20 protein-coding genes are annotated in these 21,848 nt (G+C 63.0%); 10 read left to right on the top strand and 10 right to left on the bottom strand.

Going from position 1 to position 21,848, the window contains the following annotated elements:
- Positions 1-32: 32 nt before the first annotated feature.
- From ACVCMJ_RS04675 to ACVCMJ_RS04640, 8 genes are all read right to left on the bottom strand, one after another.
- Positions 33-740, bottom strand: a complete 708-nt coding sequence (locus tag ACVCMJ_RS04675) for a substrate-binding domain-containing protein (protein ID WP_447080281.1) — start codon at positions 738-740, stop codon at positions 33-35.
- Between the two features lie 171 nt (positions 741-911).
- Positions 912-1,103, bottom strand: coding sequence for a hypothetical protein (locus ACVCMJ_RS04670; RefSeq protein WP_447080280.1), 192 nt, complete (start codon positions 1,101-1,103; stop codon positions 912-914).
- Between the two features lie 517 nt (positions 1,104-1,620).
- Positions 1,621-2,160 carry a hypothetical protein gene (locus ACVCMJ_RS04665; RefSeq protein ID WP_447080279.1) on the bottom strand — a complete coding sequence of 180 codons (540 nt, stop codon included), beginning with the start codon at positions 2,158-2,160 and terminating at the stop codon, positions 1,621-1,623.
- 38 nt (positions 2,161-2,198) lie between these two features.
- A complete protein-coding gene (locus ACVCMJ_RS04660; RefSeq protein ID WP_447080278.1) occupies positions 2,199-5,348 on the bottom strand; it encodes an error-prone DNA polymerase in 3,150 nt (1,049 codons plus the stop codon).
- A gap of 6 nt (positions 5,349-5,354) precedes the next feature.
- Positions 5,355-6,800, bottom strand: a complete 1,446-nt coding sequence (locus ACVCMJ_RS04655; protein ID WP_447080277.1) for a Y-family DNA polymerase — start codon at positions 6,798-6,800, stop codon at positions 5,355-5,357.
- Complete coding sequence (imuA, locus tag ACVCMJ_RS04650; RefSeq protein WP_447080276.1) at positions 6,730-7,443, bottom strand: translesion DNA synthesis-associated protein ImuA; 714 nt, start codon at positions 7,441-7,443, stop codon at positions 6,730-6,732. The genes ACVCMJ_RS04655 and imuA overlap by 71 nt, the downstream gene beginning before the upstream one ends.
- A 148-nt stretch (positions 7,444-7,591) precedes the next feature.
- Positions 7,592-8,248: a hypothetical protein gene (locus ACVCMJ_RS04645; protein WP_447080275.1), complete on the bottom strand. Its 657-nt coding sequence runs from the start codon at positions 8,246-8,248 to the stop codon at positions 7,592-7,594.
- On the bottom strand, positions 8,230-8,826 hold the full coding sequence (locus ACVCMJ_RS04640; protein ID WP_447080274.1) for an excisionase family DNA-binding protein: 597 nt from the start codon (positions 8,824-8,826) through the stop codon (positions 8,230-8,232). Before ACVCMJ_RS04640 ends, ACVCMJ_RS04645 begins: the two co-directional genes overlap by 19 nt.
- A gap of 522 nt (positions 8,827-9,348) precedes the next feature.
- On the opposite strand from ACVCMJ_RS04640, the gene ACVCMJ_RS04635 reads away from it, so the two are divergent.
- The 5 genes from ACVCMJ_RS04635 (at position 9,349) to ACVCMJ_RS04615 (ending at position 13,431) form a co-directional block, all read left to right on the top strand.
- Entirely contained in the window at positions 9,349-9,984 is a 636-nt protein-coding gene (locus ACVCMJ_RS04635; protein ID WP_447080273.1) for a LemA family protein, read from the top strand.
- The gene (locus tag ACVCMJ_RS04630) at positions 9,981-10,844 is read left to right on the top strand and encodes a TPM domain-containing protein (RefSeq protein ID WP_447080272.1); all 864 of its coding nucleotides are present in this window, start codon (positions 9,981-9,983) and stop codon (positions 10,842-10,844) included. Before ACVCMJ_RS04635 ends, ACVCMJ_RS04630 begins: the two co-directional genes overlap by 4 nt.
- Before the next feature lie 2 nt (positions 10,845-10,846).
- Entirely contained in the window at positions 10,847-11,347 is a 501-nt protein-coding gene (locus tag ACVCMJ_RS04625; protein WP_447080271.1) for a TPM domain-containing protein, read from the top strand.
- A 143-nt stretch (positions 11,348-11,490) separates the two neighbouring features.
- A protein-coding gene (locus ACVCMJ_RS04620; RefSeq protein WP_447082578.1) for an IS3 family transposase occupies positions 11,491-12,701 on the top strand; the annotation gives its coding sequence in 2 pieces (ribosomal slippage) (positions 11,491-11,806 and positions 11,806-12,701; 1,212 coding nt in all).
- 307 nt (positions 12,702-13,008) lie between these two features.
- Complete coding sequence (locus tag ACVCMJ_RS04615; protein ID WP_447080270.1) at positions 13,009-13,431, top strand: DoxX family protein; 423 nt, start codon at positions 13,009-13,011, stop codon at positions 13,429-13,431.
- Between the two features lie 27 nt (positions 13,432-13,458).
- Here ACVCMJ_RS04615 and ACVCMJ_RS04610 read toward each other — a convergent pair whose 3' ends face one another.
- The gene (locus ACVCMJ_RS04610) at positions 13,459-14,886 is read right to left on the bottom strand and encodes a phospholipase D family protein (RefSeq protein WP_447080269.1); all 1,428 of its coding nucleotides are present in this window, start codon (positions 14,884-14,886) and stop codon (positions 13,459-13,461) included.
- Positions 14,887-15,355: 469 nt separating this feature from the next.
- Here ACVCMJ_RS04610 and ACVCMJ_RS04605 point away from each other — a divergent pair, with 469 nt between their 5' ends.
- Positions 15,356-15,835: a methylated-DNA--[protein]-cysteine S-methyltransferase gene (locus ACVCMJ_RS04605; RefSeq protein WP_447080268.1), complete on the top strand. Its 480-nt coding sequence runs from the start codon at positions 15,356-15,358 to the stop codon at positions 15,833-15,835.
- A 16-nt stretch (positions 15,836-15,851) separates the two neighbouring features.
- Here ACVCMJ_RS04605 and ACVCMJ_RS04600 read toward each other — a convergent pair whose 3' ends face one another.
- Positions 15,852-17,834 (bottom strand): helix-turn-helix domain-containing protein, encoded by a 1,983-nt coding sequence (locus ACVCMJ_RS04600; RefSeq protein ID WP_447080267.1) that lies wholly within the window; start codon positions 17,832-17,834, stop codon positions 15,852-15,854.
- A 134-nt stretch (positions 17,835-17,968) separates the two neighbouring features.
- Between ACVCMJ_RS04600 and ACVCMJ_RS04595 the strand changes: the two genes are divergently transcribed.
- The 4 genes from ACVCMJ_RS04595 (at position 17,969) to ACVCMJ_RS04580 (ending at position 21,802) form a co-directional block, all read left to right on the top strand.
- A complete protein-coding gene (locus tag ACVCMJ_RS04595; RefSeq protein WP_447082749.1) occupies positions 17,969-19,264 on the top strand; it encodes a hydroxymethylglutaryl-CoA reductase, degradative in 1,296 nt (431 codons plus the stop codon).
- A 55-nt stretch (positions 19,265-19,319) separates the two neighbouring features.
- On the top strand, positions 19,320-20,528 hold the full coding sequence (locus ACVCMJ_RS04590; protein WP_447080266.1) for an ABC transporter substrate-binding protein: 1,209 nt from the start codon (positions 19,320-19,322) through the stop codon (positions 20,526-20,528).
- 654 nt (positions 20,529-21,182) lie between these two features.
- Positions 21,183-21,479 (top strand): type II toxin-antitoxin system RelE/ParE family toxin, encoded by a 297-nt coding sequence (locus tag ACVCMJ_RS04585; protein WP_447080265.1) that lies wholly within the window; start codon positions 21,183-21,185, stop codon positions 21,477-21,479.
- A 2-nt stretch (positions 21,480-21,481) separates the two neighbouring features.
- Positions 21,482-21,802, top strand: coding sequence for an addiction module antidote protein (locus tag ACVCMJ_RS04580; protein WP_447080264.1), 321 nt, complete (start codon positions 21,482-21,484; stop codon positions 21,800-21,802).
- The last annotated feature ends 46 nt before the right edge of the window (positions 21,803-21,848 follow it).

The following is a 21,848-nucleotide window of genomic DNA, read 5'->3' as shown; positions in this document are numbered from 1 at the left end:
CGGGCGGGCACGCCCGTTGACGAGGCCCTGATTCAGGCCGCTGTCATCCCGTTGGCCGCCTTGGCAGGCTCGGCGGCAGGCGACACAAGGAACGCCAGAAACGCCTGTGTGGCCTCGCGGTTGCGCATCGCCGATCCCATGGCGGCCGAGAAGGTCGTGGTCTTCTGGATCGAGTCCGGCAACAGCCCGAGCAGGTTGATGCCTTCGACGTTCATCAGCTCGCTGATCTGCTGGAATCCCATGTCCACCTCGCCGGAGGCGACCAGCGAGCCCACCGGGACACCCGGTCGCGCCTCGACCAGGCGCGGACCGGTTGTGCCGTCGCCGCCGGACACGCCCCACTTTTCCAGTAGGCCCAGGATGTACTTGCCGCTGGGCCCGGTCGAGTAACCGATGGCCCGTGCGCGCTTGGCGGCTTCCCGGATGGATCGCTCGTCGCGAATGTCGGGCGCCGTGGCACCGACCTTCATGGCGACTGCGATGGATGAATTCACCACCCCCCTCAGGCTGCTCCGGTCTATCTTGTCGGCGGCCGCCAGGCGCTCCATGGCGCCGGCAGCCAGCATGACGACGTCGAACGGCTCGCCGGCTAGGATCCGCTTCTCGGCCGTCACGCCACCGACGGATTCGAACACGACCCGTTGACCGGTCTCGCGTTCGTATTGCTCGGTCAATTGAGCCAGCAACTGGCGCGTGGCCATGGATGAAATACCTTTGAGGGTGGTGTGTTCCGTCGACATGATGCGGTCTCGTCTTCTTCAGTTTCGGATGCCTGTGTGGTGTTGGGTGGTACTTTCAGTAGGGTAGTGTAATGTGTCCGGCCCGTTGAGGAGGCGGCGGTGGGGCGGTGCAGGCGACATCGGAGAGCATGGCGGCGTTGCTTTGGGGGGCGGGAAAATGTTCGCGCCATGTCAGCCCCCGAAGAAGAACACGGTGCCCATCGTCCCCATGATCGCGAACACGGCAAGCACCGCGATGGTGATCAGGATGTCGTAGACCTTGGTCGCGGGGCGGGGCTCCACGTAGTGCCTGTCGGGGTATTGCGGAAACGCATCGCGGGCGGGGGGCTTCCAGCCGCTGATCGAATGTTGGCAGTCTGGCATGTCACTCTCCATATCGGAGAGGTGGGGTGATCGCGGTGCCCACGCATTTGGCTTGCCCGCTCGGATCGCATCCTTGAGTTTGCATGTCAGACTCCCAGCAGCGTGGGGCCGACGAACACCAACATACCGTACATAGCCAGGACAATAGCGAAAACCAGGTATTCGAGAATGTTGCTCATGGTGTCTCCCAGAGAAAAAAGCGCACTGGCTTCCCCTCAGCAACATATTCACCAGCCGCTTTTCGGTGTTTCCAAGTGTTCCCCCAAACGCGCGCAATCGGTGTCGGACAAAGCGCCGATTGTCAGATACCCAATGGATGAGTCACGATAGGCCGTCCCTTGGGGAAGGGCCTATCGCATCAGCCGGACGGTTCCACCCTTCGGATGGGGCCATCTTTCCGAGGTGGTCCGGGGTGGTAATTTTTAGAATTCTTTTGGCGCTGGACAGCGCTACCATGTGCGCCATCAAACTGGGCGGCATCGGTGCGATCGCTATCCGGTAACGCCCGACCAGGCGCTCAAATCGCGCCCACAGGTTGCCGCCGCACATAGCGCCGACGCTCGCTGCTCAACACCGCCTGCTCCACGCCGAACATCACGCCATCGCCGGCCCGGTACCGCGCGCACGGCAGGTCGCCGGCCACGATGATGCCGTGGTGGTAGTCGCGCGGTGTCGCGGGCAGATGCGTGACTTCCACGGGCACCAGCAGCTCCGTGCGAGAGCAGATGAGGCGCACCCGCTCGCCCACGGCCAGCCGCACCTTGCCCGGTGCGCGGTGGTAGTCGTGGTGGCCGACGACAACCTCCCACTCGCTGTATCGATGGCATACAAACGTCGCGCGGACGCGGGCCTCGGCCGCACGCACCGCTGCTACCACCCCGGCCAGGTCGCCGTCCTGCTGGGCGGGGGCGGCGTCCGCCCGGTCGACAAGGATCCGGGACAGCGCCGGTCGCAGTCGCTCATCGACGCCCAACAGATCGATCAGTACCTGCAATTCGTCCCGCGTCATTGCTCCATCCTCGTGTCCGCCGGCCGGCTGGCATCTGGCGGATCGCATCGGCTGTTTCCCGTTTCTTGACATGAATATCCTACCCTTCAGTGGAAATTACGGCTGGCCGTCTGCAACTCGCCCAGGAGTGGCGTCAGATCCACGAGCCGCCCGACGATAAGGTTCTGGACGCCGCTTTGCGACTGCCATGAGCCGTAGGCGCCCAGGAGCCTGGACGCCAGCACCTCGCGGCGTTGCCGTTCCATGATCTGGGGACGCACGATGAGATTGATCTGGCCTTCTTCGTCTTCCAGCGTCAGGAAAATCACACCTTTCGACGTGCCGGGCCGCTGGCGCACCGTCACGATGCCGCAGGCACGCACCAGGCGGCCATCGGGCTGCTGCCGCAGGTGGCCCGAAGACGAGAACCGCATGCCGGCCAGCCTGTTCCGCAGCAGCGCGACGGGGTGGCGTCCCAGCGTGAGGCCCAGCGTGCGATAGTCTGCGACCAGCGCCTGGCCCTCGGTGAGCAAGGGCAATTGCGGCGTGGCCGTTTCATGGATCTGCGCCTCTTTCAGCAGCCCGCGCTCGGGCGTACTGACGGCCGCTTCCCAAAGCGCCGCGCGCCGATGGCCGGCAAGCGACTTCAGGGCGTCACCGGCGGCCAGGCTGTTCAGATCGTGGCGGTTCAGATCGGCCCGCCGGGCCATGTCGGCGACCGAACTGAATGGCCTGACGGCGCGCGCCTCCTCGATTCGCCAGCCGCTCTCTTGATGCATGCCCTTCAGTTGGTTCATTCCGAGACGAACCGCCGGACGACGCTCGCCGGGGGACTCGAGCCGCGCCTCCCAGTCGCTGACCGTGGCGTCGACGGGCAAGACGGTGACGCCGTGCCGGCGAGCGTCCTGAACAAGCACCGAGGGCGAATAGAAGCCCATTGGCTGGCTGTTGAGCAAGGCCACCAGGAACGCCTCCGGCTCGTGGCGCTTGAGCCAGCAGCTCGCGTAGGCGAGCAGTGCGAAACTCGCCGCATGGCTCTCGGGAAACCCGTATTCGGCGAACCCCTGGATCTGGTTGAAAATCTGTTCGGCAAAGCCCCTGTCATAGCCGCGGCTCGTCATGCCGTTGATGATCTTGTCGTAAAACCGGCCCAGGCCACCTCTGCGCCGCCACGCCGCCATCGAGCGTCGAAGCTCGTCGGCTTCGCCTGCCGTGAAACCGGCGGCCAGCATGGCCACCTGCATCACCTGTTCCTGAAAAATGGGGATGCCCAGAGTCCGCTCCAGGGCTTTGCGCACATCGTCGCTGGGATACGTGACCTCTTCGAGCTTCTGGCGCCGGCGCAGATAGGGATGGATCATGCCGCCCTGTATGGGGCCCGGCCGGATGATGGCAACCTCTATCACCAAGTCATAGAATTCCTGCGGCTTCATACGCGGGAGCATGCTCATCTGGGCCCGCGATTCGATCTGGAAGGTGCCGATGGTGTCGGCCACCGAGATCATGTCGTAGGTCTCCTTGTCCTCGGCCGGGATGTCCTGGAGTTTAAAGGGCTCCCCGCGCAATTGGGAGACACCCTCCAGGGCGCGGCGGATGACGCTCAACATGCCAAGCGCCAGGATGTCGATCTTCAGCAGCCCCACGGCATCCAGGTCATCCTTGTCCCACTGCACGACGCTGCGCTCTGCCATTGCGGCGTTTTCGATGGGCACCAGACGGCACAACGGTCCACGCGAAATCACGAAGCCTCCGGGATGCTGCGACAGATGCCGTGGGAATCCCATCAGCCGTTCGGCCAGCACTATCCATTGCTGGGCGGTCACCGACTGGGGGTCGAGGCCGCACTCGGCCATGCGGGCCGCGAGTTGGGTGCGGCCGTCCCAGTAGTGGTAGGCCTTGGCGACGGCATCGACGATCATCGGATCGATGCCGAGCGCTTTACCCGTGTCGCGCACCGCGCTTTTGACGCGATACGTGATGACCACGGCCGTGAGCGCTGCCCGGTCCCGGCCGTATTTGTCGTAGATGTACTGGATGACTTCTTCGCGGCGCTGGTGCTCGAAGTCCACGTCGATGTCTGGCGGTTCGTTGCGCTCCCGGCTGACGAATCGCTCGAACAGGTTGTTGCCCCGAGCCGGATCCACCTCGGTGATGCCCAGGCAGTAGCAGACCGCGCTGTTCGCCGCCGACCCCCGTCCCTGGCAAAGGATCTGCTGTCCACGGGCGAATTTCACGATGTCGTAGACGGTCAAAAAGTACGGCTCGTATTTGAGCTCGGCGATGAGCGCCAGTTCGTGCTCGATCTGTTCCTGGACGTTGAGCGGGATACCCTGGGCGAAACGCCGGCGGGCACCTGTGTACGTCTCCTGGCGCAGGTAGGCGGCTGGTGTGAGACCCTGCGGGCAGATCTCATCCGGATACTCATACCTGAGCTCGTCCAGATTGAATGGGCACTGTGAGGCGACTTCCAGCGTCTCTTCCAGCGTCTCCCGAGGGTAGAGGTTGGCCAGGCGCAGCCTCGTGCGCAGGTGTTGTTCGGCGTTGGGCGCCCGCTCGAACCCGCAGTCCTGCACCGATTTGCCCAGGCGCGTGGCTGCGAGCGTGTCGTGCATGGGCTTGCGGGACCGGACATGCATTTCGACCTGGCCGGTCGCCACCACCCGCATGCCGATGCGACGGGCTACCTCCAGCACGGTGGCCTTGTGCCGGTCATCTTGGGCCCGATGCAGGAGAGTGAGTGAAATCCAGCAGCGACCTGGAAACGTGGCCTGGACCCACTCGGCCTGAGCGGCCAGGCGCTCCGGGGCCGCATCGTAGTCCGGGACCAGCAGCACCACACATTCGGGTAGGCCCCGCAGGTGCGCGAGGCCGAGATCGCCCGGACTGTCGATGTCCTTTGGCGACAGGCGATATTGTCCCTTCGGGGCCCGGCGCCGGCCGAGCGTAATGAGCTCGCACAGGTTGCCGTATCCGCGACGGGTCTGGGCCAATACCACGAGCGAAACAGCGGGTTGGCCGCCGACCTCGCGTAGCGTGAAGCTCGCGCCCACCAGCAGCGGCAGGTTCTGTTTCTTCGCCTCGACGTGGGCCCGAACGACACCGGCGACCGAACATTCGTCGGTGATCGCGATCGCGCCATAGCCCAGCTCGGCGGCGCGCGCTACCAGTTCCTCGGGGTGCGATGCGCCCTTCAGGAACGTGTAGTTCGTGAGACAGTGAAGCTCGCTGTAAGGCGGGAGGGCAGTCGCGGTGTACATGGCGGCTCACGCGAAAAGGCCGTGCAAGAACCAACCGGTGTCGCGGCCGCGCTCCTGGTAGAGCCAGTATCGGACCCCGTCCTCGGCCTGCGCGACGTAGTAGTCGCGCACCGTGAGGCCCGCCCACCAGCCATCCTCGATACGCTCCGGACCCCGGATGATGCGCAGTGGGGAGCCGTAGAACGGACGGTGCTGTTTGACCGGAAGCGCAATCGGTTCGTCCAGCAACCAGAAGGGGCGCTCGGCACCCTGTACGCAACCGCCGGGCCTGGGCTTTTCGTCGACCGGCACCCAGCGGTTTGCAATCTCCGGCCGGTGGTCCGGGACGGGAGCAGGCTTCAGGACGTTTTCACGTCCGAGGCGCGCCACGAGCACTTCGATCAGTCGCTGCTGGTCCGCCGGACTGCCTCTCGGCTCCGGGAACAGGTCCACCGGCATTTCGACCACGGGTTGCGTATCGGAAGCATGCAAATCCACCGCGATGACCGGTGCCGGCAGCTCCAGGTCATGCAGGCGCTCCACGAGCAGCCGCAGCAGGTGTTCGGCCTGGCACGTCGGCGCCCCAAGGGCCAGTTCCAGCTCGGTGGCTGGCCTCGCGTGCCGGCCGCGCTCGTGGTCGAGCTCCAGCACCACGCGCGTGACCGCGAGACGGCGAGCCGACAGCCAGCCGCAAAGCCGTTCGATCAAACGGCGCGCCACGAACAGTACCGCCTCGGCGTATTCGATATGTTCCATGAGCTCGATGCGGCCAGAGAATTCGTGCGGCGGCTCAATCCAGTTGAGTATTTCAGGAGCTTGGCCATAAGCGGCATCCAGCGCCTGCAGGACTGCCTTGTTCGTGCGCCGCTGCAGGCCCGCGCGCGGCAATGCACGCAGAGATCTCAGGGATGCACATCCGATCCCCTCGATCCACTCGATGTAGGGGGCTGCCGCGGGAAGATGCGCACAGGGCATGCGGTCCAGGCGCTGGGCCAGGGTGGAGAGCTGCAGCACCCGACAGCGCCGCATCGGCCGGGCCGCGAGCAGCCAGGAGCCGCCGGCCGTCGGCGCAAGCGAGATCCGCGCTGCAAAGCCCAAGCCGTCCATCGACGCGTGGACGCGTCGGTACAGGCGGCGCGGACCACCGAAGAGGTTCAGACTCGCTGACACGTCCAGCAGCAGCGTGTTTTCGTCCGATAGCGCGACCTCGGGGGTGTACTGCAAAAGTGCCAGGGACACTTCGTCCAACATGCGAGCCTCTGCAGCCGGGTCGCGGGGCACCAGGGCTGCTTGTGGGCACAGCGTGCTCACGCCACCACGGCGCATGCCCACGCGCACGCCGGCCTTTTCGGCTGCCGGCGAGGCGGCCTGCACGTGGTCCCGCTCCAGCACGACAACCGGCTCAGTGCGCCAGCTCGGACTGTGCGTATCCAGGCTTGCGTGCGACAAGTGCACGGCTACCCACAATCTCATGGTCGAACTCGGAAAATCGGATGTCACGATAAAACGGCAGAAGAAGGGGGCCTTCGTGAGTGGCACCTCGCCGCTTGATGATTGAAATATTGAGCCCTTGCGCAGTTGGCTCGAGCGCGAGGCGCAAGGGTGCCGGGGAAAACTGCTCGGCCGCGGCTGCGGGCCGCATCAGGACAAACAAGGTGTCGCTCGTCTGCGCCGCCAGCTGCAGCCGGCGCAAGGCCTGGCTGCGGACGCGATCCTGCCAGACGATGAGTGCCCCGACTGTGCCGGCGCGCAAGACCTGCTCCGCGGTCCATAACGCATCGGTCGAACGTCGCGCACGAACCCAAATCAGGGAGGATGGCGTGTAACCCCAGTTCGCCCACGCGGCGGTTTGGGGCGGGTGCGGCGGCTGCACCAGCATCGTTGATCGCGCGCCCAGCCGGCCGAGTGCTGGCCGCAGCACTTGCAGTTCGCCGCTACCGGGCTGCCGGACCAGGAACTCGATCAAATTGCCCAGCGGCCAGCCTCCGCCGGGGAGCTCGCGTGAGAGGCCGGCATAGCCCGTGGCCGCGCATCGGCCGTAGGCGTGCGAGAGCTGGGACGCACGCCACAGCCCCGGGTGGATGCGTTCGGGGCGGGAAATTTCGTCGGGAGTCATGGCCGCTTCGTATCAAAAATACTGTTTATGTGTACAGTATTTTTAGCACGAAAAGGCCGCACCGATGGCAAGCCGATGTGTCGCCGTTGCCTGGTGAGGCTTTGCGCTGAAAAATTCCACATAAGCGGCCAGAGGTTGGGTAGCGCGATCAGGTGGCCTTGAAACCCCAGCGTCTAGCCAGCGCGGTGGCGAAGGCAGGACATCCGGCATGGTCCAGGATGACCAAGAAATCTTCCTGGCTGACCCTGGGTTTCTTAAAGCGTGAGAGCATGGCCGCCAGTACCGTGGCGACTTGCGGTTGAACGGCAAGAAGCGCAACCAGAAATGTGCCTGGCCGTACCGGTCGAACCTGTGTTCCCACGAACGCTGTTTGCGGCAGGTGCTTGGTATTGCTTGTCACCAGGACAACCGGCTGGCCGGCATTGGTCGCTTGGCTTAGTGCTAACGCACCCGCCGCCACGTGGGCATCCTTGGGATCCGTGGTTTTTTCAAACTGCGGCTCCAGCGTTTCGCTACCCAGTACCAACGCGTCCGGAAAGGCTTGCGCGAACGTGCGTATCAGGTTGTTGGCTTGGCGTGTCGTTCTGCCAAACGCGGGCTTGACCAGGTTTCGGCGCACTTCATCCAGTACCCGCTTGCCCCAATGGACTCGAATGAGCCCGGCATCAGCCAGATCCAGAAAGACGCTGCGCAAGTATTGCGGCAGCAGGATGTTAGCGTCGAGATAGACCAGAGGAACCTGGCCCGGCCGAACCAAGGCAGATGCCTGTGACGCCGCCCTGGCCATCAGACGGTTTTGGTCCACCGTCGCTTCGCGGCCGTGCGGGCCGCGTCAAGTTCCCGCGTCTGTAGATCGGACGTGAGGGCGTCCACCTTTTTCAGCGCGGCGCGACGGGAAACCTGCATGTCGTGCTGTACCCGTTCCACCTCCGCAGCCGGAATGCGTCGATGGCCGGCCCGGGTGCGTTCGACGCCTTGAAATACGCCGTCCTCGACCAACTTGACGACGTAAGGGCGGCTCACATTGAGTTGATCCGCCGCTTGTTGCGTGGACAGCATGGGCGTGCGCGCCGGCCCCAAGTCCCGGTCGGTGGCGGGCCGGACACGGAAGATGACCGCCTCGCTATCATTCGGGTCGGCGACATAGGCCACGAAGAAGCGGCGGTCCGGCTCACCTTGCCGGCGCATCCTGACCGTGTGTTCGTGAACCTGCCCTTGCAGCTTCGCCTTCGCCCGACGGGGCGGGACGGTCTTGAGCGCTGTGAGCACGACGCTTTCCAGGGATTCCACGCGCATGCGACCTGTTCCCGGTTTGGTTGCAAGCTGGGAACGCTTGAGCTTGGCGCTCTGGAACGACTGGAGGGGCGATTTCAAGGAAGTCATGCGAACATCGTAGACTGATTCCCGAAAAAACGCAAATATCGAAACAACTGGAACATGCGTCTGGCAGCCAAGCCAGGCAGTTCTGATCTTAGCGCGCACGCCTGACGCGTGCCTCGACCGCTCAGGCTTTGCCCTTGAATTCGTCCTCAGTCATGCCAATGTCATTTTCCCGCTCTCCGTCCAGGTTCCGCTGCCGGGTGACGGCAGCGTGGAACGTCTTTCGCGATGCCTGATTGGCGGGATCGCGCGGCCGGCGCCCCTAACTGCCGAAATGTTCTTGCGTGGGGGCGATGGATGGACCCCAGCCCCGGGTGGATGCGTTCGGAACAGGATATTTCATCGGAATCATGGCCGCCTCGTACCAAATATACTGTTCATATATACAGTATTTTTAGCACAAAAAAGCCACGCCGAGGACAAGCCGATGTGTCGCCGTCACTTGCGGTGCGGCCCACGCCTCCGGCCACCTACATGCCTCATAATAGGGCGTTGAAGAGTAAGTAACCCACAAGGAGAGCGCTCATGCGCAAAGTATGGACTCTGCTGCTGCTGATGATGCTGACGCTGAGCCTTTCTGGCTGTGGCTATAACACTTTGCAGTCCAGCGACGAACAGATCAAATCGAACTGGTCAGAGGTGCTGAACCAGTACCAGCGCAGGGCAGATCTCATTCCTAATTTGGTCAACACTGTCAAAGGGTATGCGGCCCAGGAAAAACAAGTGCTGGAGCAAGTGACGGCTGCTCGAGCGCGAGTCGGGTCGGTCCAGGTCACTCCGGAACTGCTGAACGATCCTGAAGCCTTCGCCAAGTTCCAGGCGGCACAAGGCCAGTTGACGGGAGCGCTGTCCCGGCTGCTGGTGGTCTCGGAAAACTACCCGCAACTGAAATCCGACGCCAATTTCCGCGACTTGCAAGCGCAGCTCGAGGGCACCGAGAACCGGATTACCGTGGCCCGCAACCGGTATATCAAGGCCGTCCAGGACTACAACGTGACGGTGAGAAGTTTCCCGACCAACCTCACCGCGATGGTCTTCGGCTACAAGATCAAGCCGAATTTCACCGTCGAAAATGAAAAAGCCATATCCACCCCTCCTCGGGTGGACTTCGGGACGTCGACTGGGGCAAATCCGGCGGGCGCCCAAGGAAATCGTCAATGAGATTCTCGCGTGCGATGTGGACCTTGGTGGCGGTGATCACGCTGTGTTGGAGTGTGCTTGCCACCGCCCAGCCCGTGCCTGTTCCACCTTTGACGGCACACGTCACGGATCAAACGGGCACCTTGACCCGCCAGCAGGCAGCGGCCTTGGAGCAGAAGCTGCAAGCCTTCGAGGCCGCCAAGGGGGCTCAGCTTGCCGTGCTCATCGTTCCCACCACCGGAGACGAGCAAATCGAGCAGTATTCGATTCGCGTGGTCGAGAAGTGGAAGCTCGGGCGCAAGAATGTGGACGATGGCGCGCTGTTGATCATTGCCAAGAACGACCGAACGTTGCGCATCGAGGTGGGCTATGGCCTGGAAGGCGTGCTGAATGACGCCACCAGCAAGCGCATCATCAGTGAAGTCATCGTGCCGCGCTTTCAACAGGGAGATTTCTACGGCGGCATCGAAGCGGGGGTCGACCGCATGATTGGCGTGGTCAACGGCGAGCCACTACCCGCGCCTACCCGTCGTGCCCACAATGGCGATCAGGATCTCGGGCAACTGGTGCCCGTCATCTTCCTGCTGGTGGTGGTCGTCGGGGGCATCCTCCGGCGCGTTTTCGGGAGGTTGCCTGCGGCCATCGTGGCGGGCGGCGGTGCGGCCGTGCTGGCGTGGTTCTTTATCGGGGCCCTCCTGGTGGCATTAGGCGCCGGGGTGATCGCCTTTGTGTTCACCTTGGGGGGAGGCATGGGCGGACGTGGCGGTTGGTATAGTGGCGGCGGATGGTCGGGTGGTTTCGGACGTGGCGACAGGGGCGGCGGCGGATTCGGCGGCGGCGGGGGTGGGTTTGGGGGCGGTGGTGCCTCGGGAAGGTGGTGACGATGAACCCCGAACGCATGTGCCGGCATCTCGTGATGACCTCCTGGCAGGTCCGAAGGATTTTCTCTCCATCCACCTTGCGAGCCATCGAAACAGCCATCACACGAAGTGAAAAATCCCATGCCGGCCAAATTCGAGTCGCCGTAGAGGGCGCGCTGCATAGTGCGGCGCTGCTGCGCGGGCAGACGGCCGGTGAGCGTGCCATTGAGGTATTTTCCCTCTTGCGCGTGTGGGACACCGAACGCAACAACGGCGTTCTGATCTATGTCTTGTTGGCGGATCGAGCCGTTGAGATCGTTGCCGATCGCGGCATTCACGCGAAGGTCGGCCCGCAGGAATGGGAGAAGATCTGCCATTCGATGGAAGTCGCCTTTGGCCAGGGCCGCTATCTGGAGGGAATGGAAGCAGGCATTCAAGCAGTGACACAGTGTCTTGCAGAACACTTTCCAATGGGTGACGGTGAAGGAGCGGGGGAATTGCCCGACAGCCCCGTGCTGCTGTAGCGGCCAACGACTCCACGCGCAGTCGCTTGTAACGACATGACGGGCCAACTGGACCAGCCCCCTGAAACACCGGACACAGTCACCCACTTAAAATAGCAAGTAGGCATACGACTGTGTTTATGACCAACAGCAAGCAGGAAGTGATGGAATTACTGACCCAGCCGGAGCGTCGGCGGCGCTGGTCGGTGGAACAGAAGCTGGCCATGGTGCGCGAGAGCAACGAGCCTGGTCAGACGGTTTCGATGGTGGCGCGCCGCCATGGTGTGAACCCGAACCAGCTGTTTCACTGGCGCAAACTGTACCAGGACGGCGGCTTGTCGGCAGTGGATGCTGGCGAGCAGGTGGTCGCGGCCTCGGAGCTTGCCGACGCGCTCAAGCAGATCCGGGAGCTGCAGCGCATGCTGGGCAAGAAGACCATGGAGAACGAGATTTTGCGCGAAGCGGTGGAGTACGGCCGCTCAAAAAAATGGATTGCGCGCTCGCCCTCGTTGCCAGGGGAAGACCGGTGAAGCGGGTCTGTGAAGTCCTCGGCGTGGCGCGCTCGAACATGGCAGTCAGGCTGGCACGATCAGCGGATTGGCGCGATGGCCGCACGGCCCGCCCGACGCAGGATACGAAGTTGGTCGAAGAGATTCATGAGCATATTGGTCAGTTGCCCAGCTACGGCTATCGGCGAGTCTGGGCGCTGGTGCGGCGAGAGCGGGAGCAGCGGCTGGAGCCGCCGGTCAACGCCAAACGGGTCTACCGGGTGATGCGCGACCATGGCCTGCTGCTGGAACGTCGCCGGCAGCCCCAGGCGCCTGCGCGGTGCCACGATGGGCAGATCGCCGTCCTGCGCAGCAATCAGCGCTGGTGCTCTGACGGGTTCGAGTTCCGCTGTGATGATGGCAGCCCCTTGCGGGTGACCTTTGCCCTGGACTGCTGCGACCGTGAAGCGATGAGTTGGTCGGCGACCACCGCTGGTCATAGTGGCGACGTGGTGCGCAATGTGATGCTGGCGGCGCTGGAACACCGGTTCGGCAATACCGATCGGACGCCGCAGCAGATCGAGTGGCTGAGCGATAATGGCTCGGGCTACATCGCATCAAAGACGCGAGAGTTCGCCAGACGCATTGGCCTGAAACCGCTGACCACGCCCGTGCGCAGCCCCCAGAGCAATGGCATGGCCGAGAGCTTCGTGAAGACAATCAAGCGTGACTATGTCGCCTTCATGCCCAAGCCCGATGTGTCCACGGCGTTGCAGAATCTGGCGATTGCCTTCGAGCATTACAACGAGCGGCATCCCCACAGTGCGCTGAAATACCGGTCTCCCAGGGAGTTCAGGCGCCATCAGGATTTATCAACCCAAGGGTGATTCTGTGTCCGGTAATACGGGGGCAAATCCACCAACCAAGGGCGTAAGCGGAAGCAATGGATGTCTTGCAGGCCATGAGAACCTTTATTGCGGTGGTGGAGGCCGGCAGCTTCGTGGGTGCCATCGAGACTACTGGCTTTTCCAAGCTTGTCTCTATCGAAGAGACTGTTAATCTGCCTTTCCACTATTTATTGCCTATAGAGAGTCCTATAAAGTGTTGATCAACACGGGCCCCTCAAGGATTGGAGCCCGACTGAGCGGCTCATCCCGAACCGCCTCATGGATTTTTCACTGACGGGGTCATCAAATGGAACGTTCTCTCAACTCTGTCGCGAGCGGCACGGCGCCCTACGCGGCCTTATTGCTTCGCCTGGCGCTTGGCGTCATGTTCTTGGCGCATGGCCTCACCAAATTGCTGGTTTTCACGCCGGCGGGGACGGTCAAGTTCTTCGCGAGTGTGGGGTTCCCCGGGTTCCTGGCGTATCCGGTCATCGCGTTCGAGATCATCGGCGGTGCGATGCTGATTCTCGGGATTTTGCCACGCTGGATCGCCGGGCTGGCCGCCGTCGAGCTTCTGGTGGCGTCTACCGTTCATTGGGCCAACGGTTGGGCGTTTGCCGCTCCCAACGGCGGGGGCTGGGAGTATCCAGTCTTTCTGGCGGTTACCGCCGCGGCCTTGGCCTTGTTGGGCGACGGGGCTTACGCAATGAGACCGTCTTTGCGCAAGTGATTCGCTCGCGTCACTCAGGCGGCGCGCCTATAACAGCCAGTCGATCGGCAACAGGGATGCTGCCGTGACGGCGGCCCGCCGCCAGGCGCCTGCGCCCGGTTCGCTGGGGTGCACGATCGTTGATGAATCGGCCTGCTCGACCCACTCCAGTGCCCCCGTCTCGCCGATCTGCACTCGATAAGCGCGGGACGCCAGCAGTCTCTTCAGACGATCGGAGATCTCTCCCGCGAGGGTCGGGCTTTCGATGACGAATCCCATTTCAGTATTGAGATGCTGGGAGCGCGGATCGAAGTTGAACGAGCCGATGAATACGCGCCGTCGGTCGACGGTAAACACCTTGGCGTGCAGGCTCGATCCCGAGCCGCCCGTCAGGCCCCTGTCGCGAACCTTGGGAATGGATGCCATGCGCTTCAGTTCAAAGAGGGCAACGCCGGCGGCGAGCAGCGGCTTGCGCCGCTTGGCGTATCCGGCGTGGACCGCGACCACGTCGGTGGCCTCCAGCGAGTTCGTCAGCAGCGTGACTTTCACGCCTTTGTTTACGAATGCCCCAAAGGCTTCGACGCCCGCGCGTGCCGGCACGAGATAGGGCGAGACCAGTTCCATCTCGATGGTGGGATCGCCCAGAATCGCCTGTAGCCGCGGCCAGAGCGCCGTGTGATCTGGCGCTTTGCCCAAGCCCTTGTCCGGACTGTCGCTCAAGAGCGATACGGCCGCCCATTCGAAGCGCAATTGACCGGCCAACAAGTCACGCACAAACGCGTGACGGGTGATGGCCTCGGTATAGGCGCTGGCTTCGGGGCTGCCGGCCAGTTGGTGGGCGACGGATGACAACGCAGCGATTGCCGCAGCGCGCGGCTTGCGCACGACCTGTGCCGCGGGCCGGGCAGACCCGCTTGTCCAGTAGCGCTCGAAGTCGTCGGCGACGTCGCCCACCACCGGGCCGATCGCCATGATGTCGAGGTCGATGAAGAGGGCGTTGTTGCCCGTTTCAAAATACTCGTCGCCGATATTGCGCCCGCCTACGATGGTGACCTGCCGGTCCGCCGTGAACGATTTGTTGTGCATGCGCCGGTTCAGTCGCGAGAAGTCGCTCAGGTATCCCAGCGCACGCCAGCGGCGGACGGTGAAGGCGTTGAACAGTCTCACTTCGATGTTGGCATGGACGCTAAGCTCGGCAATGATGGTGTCCAGCCCCACCGTATTGTTGTCATCGAGCAGCAGCCGGACGCGCACGCCGCGGTCGGCGGCGCGTCGCAGGGCGTCAAAGAGCATCAAGCCCGTCATGTCACCATGCCAGATGTAGTACTGCACATCCAGCGATAGTTCGGCGGCGTCGGCGAGCGCAACACGTGCGGCGAAGGCGGAGCGTCCTTCGGACAGCGGGACGAATCCCGATTCTGCAGCGTGCGTCTGATGCAGCGGTATGACGGATCGCGCCAGCCTGGTTCCATCCATTGCGACCGAAGCTATAGTGGGGGCCGGGCCCTCGACATTTTGGCGGCCTGCGCGCTGACGGCCTCGCAAGAGTGCTTGGCCCGCGGCCCGCATCATGGCCTGGAAGCGGGTCCGGGAAAGACGCATGGTCGGGGTCCATCCTCATTGGGTGAATGCATGGCGAGACTAAAAGGGTATCCCGTTTTGGTCATGTCGGCTCCGGGATGGGAGGCGCAGACGTTGTTGCGCGATCGTCCGTGCTCTCAACGACGGCTTGTTGTCGGCGCTGCTGATCATCCCGCCGGTCCGACAAATATTGGCCGATGATAGAAGATCCAGCTTGTGGTTCATGTCCTCGCCTCAGCCGCGATGCTACACCTGGAACAGGACTTTATTGTCATCGACCAGAATCATCGGCGCCCGCTCCCTTGTCGGGTTTCCCCCACGCTCCCCCTGAGCGTACAATCTGTTCCTCCTGCCTGGGTCTGAAATGACACGCTATGGCTATTTTGATTCGCCGTTGGGTCCGCTGCTGCTTGCAAAGGATTCCGCCGGGCTCTGTCAGCTGACTTTCGAACGCCACAAACACCCGCGTCCGATACAGGAAGACTGGCTGCGCGATGACCAGGCATTCATCGAGACGTGCGAACAACTCGGCGCATACTTCAGCGGCAAGCGCAGATCGTTTGATCTGCCTCTTTCGCTGTGCGGCACCGATTTCCAAAAATCCGTGTGGCTGGCGTTGATCGATGTGCCATATGGCGGTACGACCACCTATGCCGACCTGGCCAAAAAAATCGATCGGCCCGGCGCCTACCATGCCGTCGGCGCGGCAGTCGCCATGAATCCGATCTCGATCATCGTACCCTGCCACCGCGTCCTGGGCAGCAATGGCAGCCTCACCGGTTACGCGGGCGGCCTTGAAAACAAGGCCAGGCTGCTGGCGATGGAAGGGACGCTGCTGGTCTAGGCGCGATAGCGCCGTCTCAGCATCCCCAGCGGCCGTCCAGCTTCCATAGCCGCAAGGCCGTGTGGATGTCCAGGATGCGGGCGGGAGTCTGCCAGCCCGGCAGCAGTTCATCGAGTGCGGCGAGTCGCTGGTGGACCGTATTCAGATGGATCTTCAGGGCCTGCGCGGTGGTGCTGGCGTGGTGTCCGGCATCCAGGTAGACGAGCAGCGTCAGCGCCAGGCGGCGCTTGCGTGCGTCTTCGGGCTGATAGAGCGCCCCCAGCGACGTGCGCAGGTAATGGAGCGCATCGGCGCGCCCGCGTCCTCCCGAGAGCAGCAGGGTGTAGAGGCTGAGTTCTTGCTCGTGGAACAGCCGGTGCGGACTGTCGAACAGGTCGATGACGCGCAGGCATTGTCGCAACCGGTGATGGGCGGCCCGTAGCTCGCCATGCGAGGGAATGGGCGCAGACAGGACACCCGCAGGGGCGCGGCGCAGCACTTTTCTGGCGTGCCGGGTCAGGGACGGAAGCAAGGCCGGGAGGTGATCGCAGTTGATCAGCAGCACGAGGGTGTCCTGTCCCGCATCGAGTGCTGCCGGGCCGAAGCCGGGGGCTTGCGTGAGGGCCCTGGCCAGGTAGCCGGCCTTGCCGCCCAGGCGTGCCAGCACGATGAGCTGCAGCGGTGCCGAGAGATCCAGCCCCAGATGGGCGGCGTGCGCGGCTATGGCGCCTGGGTCGTCTTCGGGCAGGCCGACGAGGCTGCGCACCAACGCCGACATTTCCGTCTGCGCGATGGATTCCCGCTGCTGGCGCGACAGCAGTACGGCGCTGGCGAGCATTGCGCTGCGCTCGAAAGTGCGGATGTCGGCATCGCGCAGCGGCGCGGCTGTCCGGATGACCAGCCCTCCCAGGGTGCCCAGGGCGCCCGTGGCCGCCGCCACTCGGCAGGTTTCTGTACTGCGACGAGGCAACACGATCGAGCGGCCCGCCACGCGGCTGTCCTGCAAGGCCCGATGCAAAGCGTCGCTGCCGGTTGTGCCCGTATCGTCGCTGGGAAGGGCCTCTCCCGCCCGGGCGATTTCCTGGTCGCCGCCGTCGTAGGCGGTGACCTCGCCTCCCAGGATGCTCGCCGCCATTTGGCAGATGTCCTGCAGGGTGCCGCCGCGCGCGGCCAGGGCCGTCAGCCGCTCGTGGGCCTGCGTGGCACGATCGGTTTCGGCGGTTCGCTGGGCAAGCTGCTGGTTGATGTCGCTTGCCTGGCGCAGGGCCATCTGCGTCTGTTCGAATAACCGGGCGTTGTTCAGCGCTACGGAGGCGTGGGCCGCCAGCACGGACAGGATGTGCTTTTCCCAGGGCGAATAGGTCCGCACGTAGCGGTCGCCCACGAACAGCACCCCGGTCACGGATTCCCCCGCCAGGAGGGGTACGCCCAGGATGGAGTTGATGTTTTCTTCGGTGACGGCCGAATCGATGCCCGAGGTGTGCGGAAACCGGCTGTCGGAGCCGTAGTCCGAGGAGGAGTAGGGGATTTTGTGGCGGGCGACGAAGCCACAGATGCCTACATCCAACGGTACGCGCACCTGCTTGAAGTTCTCGGAAAACGCGCCGTCCGTGGCGCGCACGTAGAAGGCGCTTTGCCGCGGGTCGTAGATGGACAGGTAACCCACGTCGCAGTTCATGAGCCTGCGGGCGCGTTGCACGATGGCCTGCAGGATGCGGTCAGGGTCCGTGATGGCCGTGAGATCCTGCGCGCTTTCCAGGACGGCCAGCAGGCCGCGTTCGCGTTGCTGGTGGAATTCGAAGCGCTCCTTGACGGTGAGGGCCAGTTCGATGCAGTGGATCAGGTCTTCCCGGTCCGCGGCGCTGGGCGACAGGGCGCGGGCGCGTTCCAGCAGATTCGAGAATTGTTCGCGATTCTCGTCGCGATGCAGCAGATCCACGATTTCCCGCCATAGGGTCCGGGCCGCCCGGGTTTCGGCCCGTGCCACGTGCGGGCGGGTGTTTTCGGAAAGGACTGGCAATGTGGATCCGACCATGAATGAATTGAACAACAGTGAATTTAAACCATATCTTTCGAGGGGGCCGTCTTTCATACTGAAACGATTCTTCAACCTTTTGTGATCGTGCCCGGCACGATCGGAGTGCAGACAACACCATGACGATTGATTCCACACTGCCCGGCTTCCGTTCCCTGGACCCCTCCCAGCGACTGGACCATCTGGCCCGGAAAGTGGGGCTGGACGACTCGGAGCGAGCGCTGCTGGGCGCAGGCAGCGCGCTGCCGCTGGCCGTGGCCAACGGCATGATCGAAAATGTGGTGGGCCGCTTCGAGCTGCCTTTCGGCGTGGCCGGTTACTTCCAGGTCAATGGCCGAGATGTGCTGGTCCCCATGGCGGTCGAAGAACCGTCCGTGGTGGCCGCCGCTTCCTTCATGGCGAAGCTAGCCCGCCAGGCGGGGGGCTTCCGGACCTCCAGCACCGGACCTCTCATGCGCGCGCAGATCCAGATCCTGGGTGTGACGGATCCCTATGGCGCCCGTCTGGCGATCCTGCAGAATCGTCACGACATCATCGACCAGGCCAACAGTCGCGACAGCATGCTGGTGAGCCTGGGCGGCGGCTGCAAGGACGTGGAAGTCCACGTCTTTCCGGAATCGGCGCGGGGGGCCATGGTCGTCGTGCACCTCATCGTGGACGTGCGCGACGCCATGGGGGCCAATACCGTCAACACCATGGCGGAATTCGTCGCCGGACGACTGGAAGACATCACGGGCGGCCATGTGCGGCTGCGCATCCTGTCGAATCTGGCCGACCTGAGGCTTGCGCGGGCCCGGGTCCAGGTGCCCGCCGAGGCACTGGCAACGAAGGAATACCCGGGCGCCGACGTGGTCAACGGAATCGTCGATGCTTATGAGTTCGCGGCCCTGGATCCGTACCGCGCGGCGACGCACAACAAAGGCATCATGAACGGGATCGACCCGGTCATCGTGGCGACGGGCAACGACTGGCGCGCCATCGAGGCGGGGGCGCACGCCTATGCGTGCCGCGGCGGGCGTTATACATCGTTGAGCACCTGGGAGATCGCCCGAAGCGGCGATCTGGTGGGCACGCTGGAGATGCCCATGGCCGTGGGGCTGGTGGGCGGTGCCACCAAGACGCACCCGCTGGCCCGTCTGTCGCTCAAGATTCTGGCGGTGCAATCCGCCCAGGAACTCGCCGAGATTGCCGTGGCGGTGGGGCTGGCGCAGAACATGGGGGCGCTGCGAGCACTCGCGACCGAAGGCATCCAGCGAGGCCACATGGCGCTGCACGCCCGCAACATCGCGATCAATGCGGGCGCCAGAAGTGACGAAGTCGACTGGCTGGCCCGCGAACTGGCCGCCGCGCACGACGTGCGCATCGATTTTGCGAAATCATTGCTGCAAAAGCATCGAGGCGGCACGTCACGCTGAAGACTCATCCGATAAGAACCCGGGTTCCGCCCGAACATCCACAAGGAGATATTTCGTGAAATTTCGTTTTTCGCACATCGCGCTCGCAGTCCTGACCGCGGGCGCACTCGCCGGCACCGCATCCGCGGCGACCGATGATGGCGTCATCCACATCGGTTTCATCACCGACATGTCGGGGCCGTATGCGGACACTGATGGCCCGGGCGGCCTGGAGGCCATTCGCATGGCGGTGGCCGATGCCGGTGGCACCGTGCTGGGCAAGAAGGTCGAGGTGCTCTCGGCCGACCACCAGAACAAGGCCGACATCGCCGCGTCCAAGGCGCGCGAGTGGATCGACCGGGACCATATCAAGCTGCTGATCGGCGGGGTGAATTCGGCCACTGCCCTGGCCATGAACGCCATCGTGGCCGACAAGAAAGTGCCTTACATCAACGTGGCGGCCGCCACGGCGCGCCTGACCAATGAAAACTGCACGCCATATACCATCAGCTATGAATACGACACCGTGGCGCTGGCGCGCGGCACGGGCTCGGCCGTCGTGAAGCAGGACGGCAAGACCTGGTTCTTCCTGGTGGCGGACTACGCGTTCGGGCATTCCTTGTTCAACGACACCTCCGCCGTCATCAAGAAGGACGGCGGCAAGGTCCTGGGGTCGGTGAAGCATCCGCCCAGCTCGCCGGACATGTCGTCCTATATCCTGCAGGCGCAGGCTTCGGGCGCGCAGATCCTCGGACTGGCCAACGCCGGCGCCGATACGACCAATTCCATCAAGGCGGCGCATAGCTTCGGGCTGACCAAGACCATGAAGATCGCGGGCCTGCTCATGACCCTCAACGACGTGCACAGCCTGGGGCTGCAGACCGCCGAAAACCTGCTCATGACCGATAGCTGGTACTGGGATCTGAACGATGACTCACGGGCTTTTGCCAAGCGTTTCTACGCGAAGATGCACCAGATGCCCAGCACACACCAGGCGGCTGATTATTCGGCGGCGGCGACCTGGCTGAAGGCGGTGAAGGCGGCGGGAACTACGGATTCCGACAAAGTCATGGCTCAGTTGAAGCGCATGCCCATCCACGACTTCTACAGCAGCGGCCGTATCCGCCAGGATGGCCGGTATGTGCATGACATGTATCTCTTCGCGGTCAAGACTCCGGACGAGTCCAAAGGCGACTGGGATCTGTTGAAGAAGGTCACCACGATTCCGGGGGATGTGGCGTTCAACAGCCTGGCCGAGTCCACCTGCCCGCTGGTCAAGAAATAGGGCGCCTCAGGCTTTGTGCCTCGGCGTTCCGGAGTGTGCGGTCCGATAGTCCCGCCCCTCTTGCGAGGGCCGGGACTGTTTTCTGAAAGCCGGCAGGTGTCGCCGCGCGGATTGCGACAGGATGCTGGAGGCGGATGTTGATGCACCCGTCTACATGCCACGCTCAGCCATGTCCGCTCCGATTTGCGCTTCCTCTGTCGTCAGGAATGACAAAATCACCTGAACGCGTCGAATGCGCGGCGCTGGAAGGCCACGCCGCAATATCGCACCACCGACGACGATGGTGGCGGACACAAAGAAGCCCGCGCTGAGGCGGGCCGAAAACTACTGGATATCCGCATTTATGTGAGGACCTCACATATCGCATCACATATCGGCAAAAACAAAGGGCTTCGGAATCGTCCGAAACCCTTGAATTTCTTGGCTCCCCGAACAGGGCTCGAACCTGTGACCTGCGGATTAACAGGCCGTACTGTAAAAGTTTTTTATGGTATCTTCTGCTTTAGAAATCAATGGCTTAGTCCGCCATACGGTTGCTATGAAGATGCTTTATTTCGCTATGCCGTTGAACAGTTGGTTGACACGTATAAGCTAGTAGAAACCATATAGCAACTATAGTTTGCATATGCTGTCAATGACAACTATAATTGGCACATGATCGAACTCATTAAGACCAACCTTTTTGACCGCTGGCTGATCGACCTACGCGACCGCAAGGCCCGCGCAGGGATTGAAACACGCATTCGTAGGCTGAGTCTTGGAAACCCCGGTGATGTGAAGCCCGTGGGGGAGGGAGTCTCTGAAATGAGGATCGACTATGGCCCCGGCTACCGCGTGTATTTCACACGACGCGGACCTGTAGTGGTGGTGCTCTTGTGCGGTGGCGACAAGGGAAGCCAGGACAGAGACATAGCCTTAGCAAAGACCGTTGCAGCGCAATGGAAGGAGTAAAGATGATGGACGTGAAATTCAGCCGCTATGACACGGTGGACTACCTCAAGACCGACGAAGATATCGCGGCCTACCTTGATGCCGTAGTCGAGGAAGGCGAACCCGCACTGATTGCGGCGGCGCTGGGCGACGTGGCCCGCGCCCGCAACCTTAGCCAGCTTGCCCGTGATGTAGGCATGAGCCGCCAAGGGCTGGACAAGGCGCTGTCCGGTGGCGGCAACCCGAGCCTTTCAACCGTTGTAAAGGTCGCCCACGCGCTGGGTCTGCAGCTTTCATTTAAGCCTGCCCATACGGATACTACCGCTGTTGCCACAGGTGCCTGAATGCGTCCAGTGGCCATCCGATGGCATCAAAACCACCGCATACCAA

It is taken from the genome of Castellaniella sp. UC4447_H14 (assembly GCF_052978285.1).
This window is presented reverse-complemented; position numbering and strand designations above follow the sequence as displayed.